Raw genomic sequence first — 14,861 nt, 5'->3', positions numbered from 1 at the left:
CATTCCAATCGGAATGGCTTAACAACAAGAAGTTGCTTATTTGAGACCGTATTTTTTGTTGAAACGATCCACGCGTCCGTCTGCTTGTGTGAATTTTTGACGGCCAGTGTAGAATGGGTGAGAATCTGATGAGATTTCTACACGGATAAGTGGGTAAGTTTCACCTTCGAATTCAACTGTTTCGTTTGAGTGTTTAGTTGAACCGCTAAGGAATTGGTAACCAGTAGTTGTGTCCATGAATACTACTGGACGGTAATCTGGATGGATATCTTTTTTCATGTTAAAATGTTTCCTTTCTGCCATGGTACTTTCCGCACCATAGTTTTTTTTAACTATTTTAGTTTATCAAAAGCTAGTCTTCTTGACAAGTCTTTTTTTACTATTTTTTAGGAAAGTCGGATCTTGTATATGCCAGCTGTCTGGAAGCAGTGATTATCTTTATCAACGATGATTGCTTCAAGATTAGGTTGTGAACTAACTTCCTGGAAAATGCGTTCGAGACTTGACCCAAATAAACGGGTCGTCCAAATTTCGCCATCAACTGAGAGAGATGAAATAATGGTGAGGCTAGCTAGGTCACTAGAGACTGGGTAGCCAGTTTGACTATCAAAAATATGATGATAGGTTTTGCCATCTATCTCAAAAGTGCGTTCATATATTCCTGAAGTAACTACAGATTGATCTCTTATAGCAAGTACCAGAAGGTTTGTATTTCTAGTCTCCTTGGGATCTTGAATACCAATTCTCCATTTTTGATCAGGATTGTGTAATGCTGGTCCAAATGTGAGGACATTGCCACCAAGATTAATCAGAGCGCTAGTTACATTTTCAGCTTTAAGATAATCTGCTATACGATCTGCGATATAACCTTTTGCCAGAGCACCAAGGTCAATTTTCATACCTTTTTCTTGGAGAAAGACACTTTGATTTTCCTCGGATAGAACAATAGCATTGGGATTAATAATATCTAGGAGTGGGGCGATTTCTTCAGGAAGGGGGAGCTTGGCATCAGAAAAGCCGATTCGCCAAGTCTGAATGAGAGGTCCAATAGCAATATTAAGGTGACTGCCCGGCTGGCAACTATGCCATTTTCCAAGAGAAATCAGTTCAAAAAGTTCTGGGTGAACCTTTACAGGGTGTATACCGGCAGCCTTATTAATCTGCATAAGTTCGGAACTGTCATCATTGGCAGAAAAACGCTTATTATAAAGATTAAGCAGCGTTTCAACTTGATCAAGTAGAGGCTCTGGATGTTCATGATAAATGGAGACGTCAATCACAGTCCCCATGAGACGTACACGACGATTAGTGAGTTGCATGGGCAACAGTATCCTTGATTTCTTGATAGATTTGGTCGTTTTCCTCTAAACTGTAGGAATTGGCACCACTGGCAAGTGGGTGTCCTCCACCGTCATGGCGTTTGGCAATTTCATTGATGACAATGCTTTTACTACGAAGACGTACACGGTAATGGCCCTCAGGTTGCTCTACGAAAATAGCCCATGACTCAACGCTATCAATACGGCCAGGAGTTCCAACAATAGCAGAACTCTCAGCATCAGTGATATTAAAGTCATCAAGAACTTTTCGAGTTAAGACGACGCGAGCTGCCCCATTTTCATCAACTTCAAGATTATCGAAAACATAGCCTTGAAGTTTAGCAATTTTGAAAGGAAAACTATCCATTCGGCGAGCCATAGATGCAAAATCAAAGTCATACTCACGAAGTTTAGCAGCGATTTGTAGTGTTTTAGGTGTTGTAGATGGGTAGAGGAATCGACCTGTATCTCCAACAATACCATTGTAGAGAACACGAGCAGCGGCATCTGACAAGGAAAGGCCAAGAGTGAGAGCCCAGTCAGTCACAATTTCGCTGGCACTTGAAGCAGTCGTATCAACTAAGAGGAGGTCGCCGTAGGGATCGTCGTTAGGATGATGGTCAATTTTGATAAGAAAATCCCCCTTATCAAAACGGTCGTCGTCGATACGAGGAGTGTTGGCTGTATCGGTAACAATAACAAGCGCTCCTTCATAGTCTTGGTCAGTTACCCTATCCATTTCAGCAATCCAAGACAAGGTAGGTTCATTGACACCTGTCGCAAGAACCTTTTTATCTGGAAAGTTTGTTTTTAAAATTTCCTTCAGTCCTACCTGACTACCAATGGCATCAGGGTCAGGTCTTTGGTGGCGGTGAATAATAATAGTGTCATAGGCTTTTATTTTTTCTAAAATAGCTTGAAATACAGTCATGAATGTCTCCTTGTGATTTTGTTTCTATTATATCATGAAACAATAGAAAAACGGTTAGCCTAGGCAAACCGTTATAAAATTAGATATCTTTATAGTTGACTTCAAGTCCACGTTTAACCGCTGGACGGTTGGCAATTTTTTCAGTCCATGCTTGAAGGTGCTTGTATTCTTTAACATCAAGGAAAATACCTGCCTTGTCCCAAATTTTATCTTGAGCAAGACGGCCATACCAAGACCAAATTGCGATATCAGCGATAGTGTATTCATCACCGGCAATATAAGGCTTGGTTGCTAATTCTTTATCTAGCAAGTCAAGTTGGCGTTTGGCTTCCATGGCAAAACGGTTGATGGCATATTCGATTTTTTCAGGTGCATAGTGGAAGAAGTGCCCAAAGCCACCACCTAAGAAGGGAGCAGCACCTGTTTGCCAAAAGAGCCAGTTGAGAACTTCCGTACGTTTTGCGTGATCAGTTGGAATGAGTTTTCCGAATTTTTCAGCCAAGTAAAGCAGGATGTTAGCTGATTCAAAGACACGAACCGGTTGGTCTTCAGAGTAATCCATCATGGCTGGAATCTTTGAGTTTGGATTGATCGAAACAAAGTCGGATCCGAATTGGTCACCGTCACCAATCTTAATACGATAAGCGTCATAGCCCGCTTGAGTCACACCGAGTTCTTTCAGTTCTTCAAGCATGATAGTTGCCTTGATACCATTAGGTGTCGGAAGAGTATAGAGTTGGAAAGGTTGGTCACCTTTAGGTAAAGTTTGTTCAAAACGTGCACCAGCTGTAGGTTGATTGAGGCCGCCCCAGGCACCTCCCATAGAGGTTGGATTTTGCCAAACTTCTGGTAAAATATAGTCAGACATAAAGTTTCTCCTTGTATTCTTGATAGTTACATCCTAACAAAATGCTAATGGCATTTCAAGAATCTACTACGTCCTATTAGCGCGCCATCTTGACTTTTTCTATAAGAATGATAAGATAGTAAAAATTAATTTTTATCTGATAAAAACATATTGTTTAGAGAGGAAGAAAAGAATGACTGCTATTGATTTTCATAAGTTGGCAAAAACAGAACTGCACTGCCATTTGGATGGTTCTCTATCATTGGAAACTATTCGTCACCTAGCTGACTTAGCAAAGATTGAGTTACCTAAGGACGATGCGGAGCTCAGACACCATGTGACAGCCCCGGCTACCTGTGAGAGTCTCCTAGATTATCTAGAGGCTTTTGATTACATTCGTCCTTTGCTTCAAACAAAGGAAGCTTTGACCATTGCGGCTTATGATGTCGCTAAACAGGCTGCTCTTGAAAATGTTATCTATATTGAAGTGCGTTTTGCTCCCGAATTGTCAATGGATAAGGGGTTGACTGTCGCTGAAACCATTGATGCCGTTTGTCAAGGCTTACGTCAAGCTCAAGAAGAATTTGGAATTGTAGCTAAGGCCCTAGTTTGTGGCATGCGTCAATCAAATCAAGATTTAACGGCTCATATTCTTAATGAAGCAAATAAGGTTGAAGATAGTGACTTTGTTGGTTTTGATTTTGCTGGAGATGAGCATCATTATGGACCTAAAGCGATTAAACCTCTAATTGAACAAGTCCAAAGTTACAACCGTCCCATGACTTTTCATGCTGGTGAGTGTGGTTGCCCAGCCTTTTTGGCTGAGTCGATTGCCATGGGAATTAAGCGTAATGGCCATGCAACGATCTTGGCTCAAGAGCCTGAGCTTTTGGAAGAGTTTGTCAAAAATGGTGTCACAGGAGAGTTATGTTTAACAAGTAATCTGCAGACTAAAGCAGCCGTTACAGTTGCTGATTTTCCTTATCTAAAAATGAAAGCAGCAGGTGCGAATATTACCATTAATACGGACAATCGTACCGTTTCTGATACAAACTTAACCAAGGAATACGAACTCTATCACAAGCATTTTGATAGCTCAGTGCAAGACTTTTATGCTCATAATAAGACGGCAATCGAAGCTTCATTTGCTAGTGACGAGGAGAAAGAAGAACTTCTTGAAAAATTGGCTAAAGCCTATTCATAAGAAGCTATTAGACTGGTGAAACGTTATCAGGGTGATAAGATTGAACCATTTGAAACACAAGTCAAACCTATTATAAAAATAAGGGAGTGAGGCGAACTTTTTTCAAAAATTGTTCAGTCTCCCTCCCTTTTACGCTTAGAATTATGATAAAATAAGTACAATACATATTTTAGAGGAGACTGGTTTGGCACAACTTTATTTTCGCTATGGCACTATGAATTCTGGGAAATCCATTGAAATTCTTAAGGTTGCCTATAATTACGAAGAACAAGGAAAACCAGTAGTATTGTTGACCAGTCGTTTGGATAATCGAGATGGGGTCGGCTATATCTCTAGTCGTATTGGCATGAAACGGAAGGCATATCCTATTGGTGATGATACGGATATTTTTGGTTACATTGCTAATATGGATCCACGACCTTACTGTGTTTTAGTTGATGAGGCTCAGTTTTTGACCCGTGCGAATGTCTATGATTTGGCACGAATTGTTGATGAGTTAGATATCCCAGTGATGGCTTTTGGTCTCAAAAATGATTTTCAGAACAATCTCTTTGAAGGTTCTAAATACCTTTTGCTTTTGTCTGATAAGATTGATGAGATTAAGACCATTTGTCATTATTGCTCGAGAAAGGCAACCATGGTTCTTCGTATGGAAGATGGTAAGCCAGTTTATGAGGGAGCACAAGTTCAAATTGGAGGACACGAGAGTTATATCTCTGTTTGCCGAAAGCACTGGTTTAATCCACCTCACGAAAACATAATCCCTTTGAATAAGGCCTAAAAATGACTATTAGTTATATAAGGAGTAAAGATAACAAATGAATATTTATGATCAGTTACAAGCGGTTGAAGACCGCTATGAGGAATTGGGTGAATTGCTTAGTGACCCTGAAGTCGTTTCAGACACTAAACGCTTCATGGAGTTGTCACGTGAAGAAGCAAATACTCGTGAAACTGTGACAGCTTACCGTGAGTACAAGCAAGTCATCCAAAGTATCTCAGATGCTGAAGAGATGATTAAGGAAGCAAGCGGTGATCCTGACTTGGAAGAAATGGCTAAGGAAGAACTCAAAGAATCCAAAGCCGCTAAGGAAGAGTACGAAGAACGTTTGAAAATTCTTCTTTTGCCAAAAGACCCTAATGATGACAAGAATATTATCCTTGAAATCCGTGGGGCTGCAGGTGGTGATGAAGCTGCCTTGTTTGCGGGTGACCTTCTAGCTATGTACCAAAAATACGCAGAAACACAAGGTTGGCGCTTTGAGGTTATGGAAGCCTCTTATAATGGTGTCGGTGGTATCAAAGAAGTGGTTGCCATGGTTTCAGGGCAATCCGTGTATTCTAAACTCAAATATGAATCAGGAGCACACCGTGTGCAACGTGTGCCTGTGACTGAAAGTCAAGGTCGTGTTCATACCTCTACAGCAACTGTTTTGGTTATGCCAGAAGTTGAAGAAGTAGAGTACGAAATTGACCCTAAGGACCTTCGTGTCGATATCTATCACGCTTCTGGTGCCGGTGGTCAGAACGTCAATAAGGTTGCGACTGCGGTTCGTATGGTTCACATTCCTACTGGAATCAAAGTAGAGATGCAAGAAGAACGTACACAACAGAAGAACCGTGATAAAGCTATGAAGATTATCCGTGCGCGTGTTGCGGACCACTTTGCACAAATCGCTCAAGATGAACAAGATGCTGAGCGTAAATCGACTGTTGGTACAGGGGATCGTTCAGAGCGTATCCGTACTTACAACTTCCCGCAAAACCGTGTAACTGATCACCGTATTGGTTTGACCCTTCAAAAGCTTGATACAATTCTAGCTGGTAAATTAGATGAAGTTGTGGATGCCTTGGTTCTTTATGATCAAACTCAAAAATTGGAAGAGCTTAACAAATGATTTTAGCGGATGTCCTGGATGACTATGAGAAGCAGCTTGATGCTGTTGGTGAAGAGCCAGAGGCCCTTTCCTTCGTTTATCGTGGTTTGAAGCAATGGGACTTGACTCATTTTGTTCTTCAATTGCGTCAAGAAGTTTCAGAGGAAGATGCAGAGTTGTTAGCTTATGTATTCAGCCAACTAAAGAATCACAAGCCTGCTCAGTATATTTTGGGTTATGAAGATTTTCATGGCTTGCGTTTTCAGGTTGATGAGCGTGTCTTGATTCCACGTCCTGAAACTGAGGAACTAGTGGATTTGATTTTAGCGGAAAACCCTAGCTCCGAGCTCAAGATTCTTGATATCGGAACTGGGAGTGGTGCTATTTCGGTATCTCTGAAAAAGAGTTGCCCCTCTTGGAAAGTAACAGCTAGTGACTTGTCAGCTGACGCCTTAGTACTTGCTAAAGAGAATGCTAAGCTAAATCAGGCAGACATTAACTTTGTGCAATCGGATGTTTTCGAAAATATTTCTGGTAGTTTTGATATCATTGTGTCAAATCCTCCCTATATTTCTGAAAATGATAAGAACGAAGTTGGTACCAATGTCTTGGCTAGCGAGCCAAAGATGGCCTTGTTTGCTGATGAAGATGGCCTTGCCATTTATAGAAAGATTATTGAGGACGCAGATAAGTATTTAACTCCAAAAGGAAAGCTCTACTTTGAAATTGGCTATAAGCAGGGCTGTGATTTGAAGAAACTCTTGTCTCTACATTTTCCAGATAAGCGTGTGCGTGTTCTTAAGGACCAATTTGGGCAAGATAGAATGGTCGTGGTGGATGATGAAAAGTAATAAAGTGTTAAGAGAAATCTTGGCTGACGGTGGAGCAGTTGTCCTTCCTACAGAGACTGTTTATGGTCTATTTGCTAAGGCTTTAGATGAGCAAGCTGTTGACCATGTTTATGAGCTAAAAAATCGTCCCAGAGATAAAGCCATGAATTTGAATGTCGCTTCTTATGAAGATATCCTGTCCTACTCAAAAGAGCAACCCAAGTATTTGAAACAATTGTATGATGCTTTTTTGCCTGGACCTTTGACTATCGTTCTAAAAGCTAATAGTCAAGTACCTAAGTGGATTAATTCGGGTTTGGCGACAGTTGGATTCCGTTTGCCAGACCATCCTGTTACTAGAGAGCTGATTCAAGCGGAAGGGCCTTTGATTGGTCCATCTGCTAATAAGTCTGGGAAGGCTAGTGGTCGGTATTTTGACCAAATAAGAGCCCAATTTGATTTTCAAGTGACTGGCTATCAAGATGATGATGCCTTGTTAGGTGTAGATTCGACGATTTTGGATTTGTCTGGCAACAAGGTGAAAATTTTACGGCAAGGTTCTATCACTCAAGAAGACATTCTTGCCGAGCTACCAAAAATCCCTTTCGAGGAGGTATAACATGCTACGTGATTTGATAGCGACAGATGTTAAAGCAATTTGTGAGATTAACAAAGAGGCTTTAGGTTATGCTTTTAGTTCAGAGGAAACGGCTAGTCAATTAGCTAGATTATCCAAAGACCCACATCATTTTCTACTAGGTTATGAGGATGATGCTAGTCATGAACTCCTTGGCTACGTTCATGCAGAGGTTTATGAATGTCTCTATTCCAATGCAGGATTTAATATCTTGGCCTTAGCAGTTTTACCTCAAAGACAAGGGATGGGGATCGGTAAAATTTTACTTGAAGGGTTGGAGCAAGAAACAAAAAGACGCGGTTATGAGTTTATTCGCTTAAATTCTGCAGACCATCGTCTGGGTGCGCATGCATTTTATGAAAAAGTAGGTTATACTTGTGATAAGATGCAGAAACGGTTTATTAAATTGACAAAAGGAGAAGACCTATTGGCGGCTCTACCAGAGTTGACCATAGAATAAATGACTAACAGAGACATATGGAAGTGTGAGATAATTTCCGACTGTATGTGGGTGAGTTGATTGAACCCCATTAGACCTCAAAGGAGACCTCTATGATTTTTGATAAAGAAGATTACAAAGCATTTGACCCTGAACTATGGAACGCCATCGATGCTGAGGCAGAACGTCAGCAAAACAATATTGAGTTGATTGCCTCTGAGAACGTGGTATCTAAAGCTGTAATGGCTGCTCAAGGAACACTCTTGACTAACAAGTACGCAGAAGGCTATCCAGGTAAACGTTACTATGGTGGTACAGACGTGATTGATGTGGTTGAGTCACTTGCTATTGAGCGTGCCAAAGAACTTTTTGGAGCAAAATTTGCCAACGTGCAACCTCACTCAGGTAGCCAAGCTAATGCAGCAGTTTACATGTCTTTGATTCAACCAGGTGATACGGTTATGGGAATGGATTTGTCAGCGGGTGGTCACTTGACACATGGTGCACCAGTTAGCTTCTCTGGTAAGACCTATAACTTTGTGGCTTACAACGTTGATAAGGAAACTGAACTTCTTGATTACGATGCGATTCTCGCTCAAGCTAAAGAAGTACAACCAAAACTCATCGTTGCTGGGGCTTCAGCTTACTCACGTATCATTGATTTTGCTAAATTCCGTGAAATTGCTGATGCTGTAGGTGCCTACCTCATGGTAGATATGGCTCACATTGCTGGTCTTGTAGCCTCTGGTCATCATCCAAGTCCAGTTCCTCATGCACATGTGACAACTACAACAACTCACAAGACGCTTCGTGGTCCTCGCGGTGGTTTGATTTTGACTGATGATGAAGATATCGCTAAGAAATTGAATTCTGCGGTCTTCCCTGGTTTGCAAGGTGGTCCATTGGAACACGTTATTGCTGCTAAAGCTGTTGCTCTTAAAGAAGCACTTGATCCTGCCTTTAAGGAATATGGGGAAAATGTTATCAAGAATGCTGCTGCCATGGCTGACGTTTTCAATCAACATCCAGATTTCCGTGTTATCTCAGGTGGAACTAACAATCACCTCTTCTTGGTTGATGTGACTAAAGTTGTTGAAAATGGTAAAGTTGCACAAAACGTTCTTGAAGAAGTTAATATTACTTTGAACAAGAATGGTATTCCTTACGAGCAATTGTCTCCATTCAAGACATCAGGTATCCGTGTTGGTAGTCCAGCCATCACAAGTCGTGGTATGGGTGAAGCTGAGAGCCGTAAAATTGCTGAATTAATGGTTGAAGCTTTGGAAAATCACGATAAACCTGAAGTTTTGGAACGCATTCGTGGAGAAGTTAAAGCTCTTACAGATGCCTTCCCACTCTATTAAAAACTATGTTAGATTTATATATTAAACGCATTATCATTCACCAGTTTTCGCCAAATGATACGGAGCTGGTTTTAGCAGAAGGGCCTCTTGAAATAACGCCACGCTTAGATGAGTATTTTCGAAAGAAACTCTCTAAAGTTTTCTCTGATGAGGCTAAACGTGGCTATTTCGATGCAGAGAATGTTTTCATCAGTCATTTAGGAGATGATTTGATGGAAAGCTCAGTCAAGATTGCCCAACTTTGGAAGGAAGAATTTGTCATTTCTGAAGATCAAAAGACCAATGATTTGGTCTTTATTCAGTTTGACAAAGAAGGGCAAGAGTATTTTGCTTTCTTGCGTATTGCTCTCAAGGATAGTTTGATTCATTCTTTGGGAGATAGCCAACATCCTATTCAATTGTCACAAAATAATTTGCCTTCTGCGGCCCAAACACCCGATGAAGCTTTGGTAATCAATCGTAGTAGTAAGCAGTATTATTTGATTGAAAAGCGAATCAAGCATAATGGAAGCTTTGCTAATTATTTCTCTGAAAATCTGTTGCAGGTCCAGCCTGAACAATCTGTCAAAAAATCGATTAAGATGGTTGAAGATACTGCTCAGAAGATTGCCGAGAATTTTAATCAGGATGATTTTAACTTCCAAGGAAAAATGAAATCTGCTATTTTCAATAATTTGGAAGAAGATCAAGAGTTATCACCTGAAAAATTGGCAGACCAGCTCTTTGATAATAATTTGACAGCTCGTTTGACCTTCGTTGATGAGCTCAAAGAGGCCATACCTGAGCCTATCTCGGTATCAGATATTGACCATTCGCGTCAAATTAAGAAATTGGAGAATCAAAAATTATCGTTATCGAACGGAATTGAGTTAATCGTGCCTAATAATGTGTATCAGGATGCTGATAGTGTTGAGTTTTTTCAAAATCCTGATGGTACCTACTCTATTCTCATCAAAAATATCGAGGATATCATCAATAAATAATATGTTTAAATGGATAAGACGTCTGGCGGTTTTTGTCGTAGTCCTTATCATAGTTATCCAATGCTATCGAATCCATGCCAATATTCAACATGTCTTAACCTATGAATCCATGGTTAAGGAGGTTTTGGCAGAGGACGACATTGATAATACAACCAATGTCGATTTGGTTCTGGCTATGATCTACACAGAAACCAAGGGGAAGACAGATGACGTGATGCAGTCCAGTGAAAGTTCTACAGGGGTGACCAACTCCATAACAGATCGAAAAGAAAGTATTCGTCAAGGGGTGACGGTGCTGTCGGAAAATCTGGAAGAAGCTGCCCACCATAAGGTGGATCCTTGGACAGCAGTACAAGCCTATAATTTTGGTAAGGCCTATATCGATTATGTGGCTGATAATGGTGGAGTTAACACCGTCGAACTCGCAAAGGCTTACTCTAAAAATGTCGTTGCTCCGAGTCTAGGAAACACTAGCGGGCAAACATACACCTATTACCAACCAGTTGCCATGTACTATGGTGGCGGAAAACTTTATACAAATGGCGGAAATATTTACTACGCTAAGGAAGTACAGTTTAATCTCTTTTTGATGCGTATGTTCTCGCGCCTCTAAGAGTAAGGACGTTAAACTTAGGAAAGACAAATGAAAGCATTATTAGTGTATTTTAGAGGATACATCAAAGACAGTATCCTGGGACCCGTTTTTAAATTAATCGAAGCCAGTTTCGAACTCTTGGTCCCTCTAGTGATTGCTGGAATTGTCGACACAACTATTCCAAATAAAGACCAAAATCATCTGTTTATGATGATTTTTCTCTTGTTCGGACTTGCCGTTATTGGGGTTGTAGTTGCTATTTCAGCACAGTATTTTTCATCCAGAGCAGCAGTTGGCTATGCCAGAGGTTTGACCAATGATTTGTATGCGAAAATCATGCGTTTATCAAAGGAGAAGCGGGATGAGATTGGAACGTCAAGTTTGGTGACACGTTTGACTGGTGATACCTTTCAAATCCAAACGGGTATCAATCAATTTTTGAGGCTCTTTTTGAGAGCACCAATTATCGTGACGGGAGCCATTATTATGGCATTCCGAATCAGTCCACGCTTGACTCTATGGTTTCTAGGCATGGTCTTGGTATTGACCCTTATTATTGTTCTAGCCAGTCGCATCGTCAATCCTTTATATGCCAAGATTCGAGTGATTAATGAATCGATTGTTACCAATACGCGTCAACAACTTGAAGGTATGAGGGTTATTCGGGCTTTTGATCAAAGTGAGCGTGAATTAGATAACTTTACTGCCGTCAACAAAGACTTGAAGAAGTGGCAGCTCAAAACAGGAGTGATAGCAAGTCTCATTAGTCCTTTGACTTTCTTGGTTGTTAATATGACCTTGATTGCTATCCTTTGGCAAGGAAATCTGCAAATTCAAGCTGGCCTTTTGTCTCAAGGTATGCTGATTGCTCTGGTCAATTATCTCTTGCAAATTTTGACGGAGCTCCTTAAATTGGCCATGATGTTGACTAATCTGAATCAAAGCTTTATTTCAGCGAAGCGTGTACAAGCTATTTTTGAACTTCAAGATGAGGATATTGAGGCACCTTTAGAAGTCCGAACTTCTAGTCAGGCTTCAACTGTGCTAGCTATCGAACACATGACCTTCACCTATCCTACGGCTAGTTCGCCATCACTCCAAGAGATTGAAGTAAGTCTTACTCAAGGTCAGTCACTCGGTATTATTGGTGGTACAGGTTCGGGTAAATCGACATTGGTAAACTTAATCATGAATTTATATCAGCCTCAGCTTGGTTCATTAGCTATTTTCAAAGATCAAAAATCATCAAAAAACCTTAAAGAGTGGCGTTCTTGGGTTGCCTATGTCCCACAAAAAGCCGAGTTATTTAGGGGAACCATTCGTTCAAACTTGTCATTAGGGCTTGACCACGAACCAAGTGAGCAAGAACTGTGGCATGCGCTTGACATGGCTCAGGCTACTGATTTTGTAAGGGATAAGGACCTTGGTTTAGATGAGCCAGTTGAGTCATTTGGCCGTAATTTTTCGGGGGGTCAACGTCAACGTTTGACTATTGCGCGTGCGCTGATGAGACCAGCACCATTCTTGATTTTGGATGACTCCACCTCAGCCCTAGATTACTTGACTGAAAGTCGCCTACTAGCGGCTATCAGAGACAATCTTAAATCAACGAGTTTGATTATTATTTCGCAAAGAACGAATAGTCTAAAAGCTGTTGATCAAATTTTGGTGCTTGATAAGGGACATCAAGTTGGCTTGGGTAATCATGAAGAATTGCTTGCCACAAATAAACTCTATCAAGACATTCATTATTCTCAACATCAAAAGGAGGTCGCTGATGAAGGCTAGAAATAATAAATCAACGCTTAAACGTTTAAGTAGAGATATCTTAAGTCAGCGTTACCTCTTTGCCTTAGCAACTGTTGGGACCATTATTCAAGTTGCCTTAACGGTTTACTTACCTATCTTAATTGGTGATGCAGTGGACGCTGTTCTTAAGATGAACGCCGTTCTATTGATGTCACGTTTAATTTGGCAGATGCTTGTAGTTATCTTAGCTAATAGTGCAATCCAGTGGCTTAACCCTTTGATTTATAATCGTTTGATTTATTCATATAGCGAAAGTTTACGTGAACGAGTCATGATGAAAATTCATGCTATGCCTCTTAGTTACCTTGATCGTCAAGGAACTGGAGACATGGTTAGCCGTGTGACTACAGATAGCGATCAGTTAAACAACGGACTTCTCATGGTCTTTAACCAATTTTTCGTTGGGCTTTTGACTATCTTTGTCATAATCATTACCATGGCTCGCTTAGACTGGTTCATGATGCTCTTAGTCCTAGTCATGACGCCTCTGTCAATGCTTGTGGCACGTTTTATCGCAAAGAAGAGCTATCAACTCTATCGCAATCAAACTAAATGGCGAGGCATGCAGACTCAATTGATTGAGGAAAGTCTGACTCAAGAAGCTTTAGTACAGAGTCTAAATGCTCAAGAACAGATGGTTAGGAGTTTTAAAGACGTCAATGGTAAGTATGCTGATTATTCACAGGGGGCTATCTTTTATTCGTCAGCGGTTAACCCAGCTACACGTTTTGTCAATAGTCTGATCTATGCTCTTATTGCAGGTGTTGGTGCCTATCGAATCATGTCGGGTGGTGCTTTCACAGTGGGACAATTGACTACCTTCCTAAATTATGTGACTCAGTATACGAAACCTTTTAATGACATTTCGTCCGTACTTTCAGAACTTCAAAGTGCTTTGGCCTGTGCTGATCGCCTTTATATGATTTTGGATGAAGAGGAAATAACAGAAACAGGTAAGGCGGTCTTGGAAGAAGCAGATGTGCAGGGACGTTTTCAATTTGATCATGTCCAATTTGGCTATTTGCCTAATAAACCTCTTATCAAGGATTTGAGCATTGAGATCCCTGCCGCAAGTACTGTTGCCATTGTTGGTCCTACAGGAGCGGGAAAATCTACCTTGATTAACCTGCTTATGCGTTTCTATGATTTGGACAAGGGGAACATTCTACTGGACGGTAGACCTATTACAGATTATACTCGTGAGAGTCTTCGGAAACAGATTGGGATGGTCTTGCAGGAAACTTGGCTTGAGGTTGGCACTATTCATGATAATATTGCCTATGGTAATCCCGAAGCCAGTCGAGAAGAAGTTATAGCAGCAGCCAAGGCTGCCAATGCAGATTTCTTTATTAAGCAGTTGCCTCAAGGCTATGACACCTACTTGAATGACGCGGGGCAATCCCTTTCTCAGGGACAACGTCAGCTTTTGACCATTGCTCGCATATTTGTCAATGTGCCTAAAATCTTAATCTTGGATGAAGCCACTTCTAGTATCGATACTCGTACAGAGCTTCTCATTCAAGAGGCCTTCGCTAAATTAATGAAAGGTCGAACAAGTTTCATCATTGCCCATCGATTGTCTACCATCGAAAATGCGGACCTTATTTTGGTCATGAATAATGGAGATATCGTTGAACACGGAACCCATGAACAACTGATGCAGGCTAAGGGAATGTACTATCGTATGCAGACGGCCCAAAAGACACAAAATAGTTAAATCCGACAGAGCTTTTAAGCTCTGTTTTTTTTGATTTTAGCCAATCATTTATCACGGAAACCTATTAATGGAAAAGAAATGAAATTTAGTTATTTTTTCTTTTTTATTGGAAAAAATGGCGATAAGATGGTAAACTAGAGAGGATATTATATAAAAAAGGTATCGAAAATTAGAATGTTAAAACATAAAAACGTCCTGGTATTTTTAGGACAAACCTTGCTTTATTTCGCCATTTTTATGGCCCTAATTTATCTCTACAATTACCTAGGACAAGGTCAAGGTAATTTTATCTATAACGAATTTTAGGAA

16 protein-coding genes are annotated in these 14,861 nt (G+C 40.6%); 12 read left to right on the top strand and 4 right to left on the bottom strand.

Going from position 1 to position 14,861, the window contains the following annotated elements; genetic code table 11:
- Positions 1-36: 36 nt before the first annotated feature.
- The 4 genes from BSR19_RS06320 to yghU all read right to left on the bottom strand — a co-directional run bounded on the left by BSR19_RS06320 (position 37) and on the right by yghU (position 3,118).
- Positions 37-279 (bottom strand): type B 50S ribosomal protein L31, encoded by a 243-nt coding sequence (locus BSR19_RS06320; protein ID WP_002945948.1) that lies wholly within the window; start codon positions 277-279, stop codon positions 37-39.
- Positions 280-386: 107 nt separating this feature from the next.
- Positions 387-1,319, bottom strand: coding sequence for an FAD:protein FMN transferase (locus tag BSR19_RS06315; protein WP_156246808.1), 933 nt, complete (start codon positions 1,317-1,319; stop codon positions 387-389).
- Positions 1,306-2,250: a DHH family phosphoesterase gene (locus BSR19_RS06310; RefSeq protein ID WP_156246807.1), complete on the bottom strand. Its 945-nt coding sequence runs from the start codon at positions 2,248-2,250 to the stop codon at positions 1,306-1,308. The genes BSR19_RS06315 and BSR19_RS06310 overlap by 14 nt, the downstream gene beginning before the upstream one ends.
- A gap of 79 nt (positions 2,251-2,329) precedes the next feature.
- Positions 2,330-3,118: a glutathione-dependent disulfide-bond oxidoreductase gene (yghU, locus tag BSR19_RS06305; protein ID WP_156246806.1), complete on the bottom strand. Its 789-nt coding sequence runs from the start codon at positions 3,116-3,118 to the stop codon at positions 2,330-2,332.
- Between the two features lie 172 nt (positions 3,119-3,290).
- On the opposite strand from yghU, the gene add reads away from it, so the two are divergent.
- The 12 genes from add to BSR19_RS06245 all read left to right on the top strand — a co-directional run bounded on the left by add (position 3,291) and on the right by BSR19_RS06245 (position 14,858).
- On the top strand, positions 3,291-4,301 hold the full coding sequence (gene add / locus BSR19_RS06300) for an adenosine deaminase (protein WP_155212120.1): 1,011 nt from the start codon (positions 3,291-3,293) through the stop codon (positions 4,299-4,301).
- A 184-nt stretch (positions 4,302-4,485) separates the two neighbouring features.
- Entirely contained in the window at positions 4,486-5,082 is a 597-nt protein-coding gene (locus BSR19_RS06295; RefSeq protein ID WP_155197910.1) for a thymidine kinase, read from the top strand.
- A 37-nt stretch (positions 5,083-5,119) separates the two neighbouring features.
- Positions 5,120-6,199, top strand: coding sequence for a peptide chain release factor 1 (gene prfA, locus BSR19_RS06290; protein ID WP_002891161.1), 1,080 nt, complete (start codon positions 5,120-5,122; stop codon positions 6,197-6,199).
- Positions 6,196-7,029, top strand: a complete 834-nt coding sequence (gene prmC / locus BSR19_RS06285; protein WP_156246805.1) for a peptide chain release factor N(5)-glutamine methyltransferase — start codon at positions 6,196-6,198, stop codon at positions 7,027-7,029. Before prfA ends, prmC begins: the two co-directional genes overlap by 4 nt.
- Positions 7,016-7,627 carry an L-threonylcarbamoyladenylate synthase gene (locus tag BSR19_RS06280; RefSeq protein ID WP_156246804.1) on the top strand — a complete coding sequence of 204 codons (612 nt, stop codon included), beginning with the start codon at positions 7,016-7,018 and terminating at the stop codon, positions 7,625-7,627. The genes prmC and BSR19_RS06280 overlap by 14 nt, the downstream gene beginning before the upstream one ends.
- Position 7,628: 1 nt before the next feature.
- Positions 7,629-8,105 (top strand): GNAT family N-acetyltransferase, encoded by a 477-nt coding sequence (locus BSR19_RS06275; protein ID WP_197092236.1) that lies wholly within the window; start codon positions 7,629-7,631, stop codon positions 8,103-8,105.
- Between the two features lie 92 nt (positions 8,106-8,197).
- Complete coding sequence (glyA, locus tag BSR19_RS06270; protein ID WP_002891158.1) at positions 8,198-9,448, top strand: serine hydroxymethyltransferase; 1,251 nt, start codon at positions 8,198-8,200, stop codon at positions 9,446-9,448.
- A gap of 5 nt (positions 9,449-9,453) precedes the next feature.
- Complete coding sequence (locus BSR19_RS06265) at positions 9,454-10,431, top strand: nucleoid-associated protein (RefSeq protein ID WP_156246802.1); 978 nt, start codon at positions 9,454-9,456, stop codon at positions 10,429-10,431.
- A 1-nt stretch (position 10,432) separates the two neighbouring features.
- Positions 10,433-11,044, top strand: coding sequence for a lysozyme family protein (locus BSR19_RS06260; protein ID WP_037620261.1), 612 nt, complete (start codon positions 10,433-10,435; stop codon positions 11,042-11,044).
- Between the two features lie 30 nt (positions 11,045-11,074).
- Positions 11,075-12,814 (top strand): ABC transporter ATP-binding protein, encoded by a 1,740-nt coding sequence (locus BSR19_RS06255; RefSeq protein WP_156246801.1) that lies wholly within the window; start codon positions 11,075-11,077, stop codon positions 12,812-12,814.
- Complete coding sequence (locus tag BSR19_RS06250; RefSeq protein WP_156246800.1) at positions 12,804-14,552, top strand: ABC transporter ATP-binding protein; 1,749 nt, start codon at positions 12,804-12,806, stop codon at positions 14,550-14,552. Before BSR19_RS06255 ends, BSR19_RS06250 begins: the two co-directional genes overlap by 11 nt.
- A gap of 174 nt (positions 14,553-14,726) precedes the next feature.
- Positions 14,727-14,858, top strand: coding sequence for a teichoic acid D-Ala incorporation-associated protein DltX (locus BSR19_RS06245; RefSeq protein ID WP_002885174.1), 132 nt, complete (start codon positions 14,727-14,729; stop codon positions 14,856-14,858).
- Positions 14,859-14,861: the final 3 nt, after the last annotated feature.

The sequence above is a fragment of the Streptococcus salivarius genome (assembly GCF_009738225.1).
GTDB lineage: Bacteria > Bacillota > Bacilli > Lactobacillales > Streptococcaceae > Streptococcus.
This window is presented reverse-complemented; position numbering and strand designations above follow the sequence as displayed.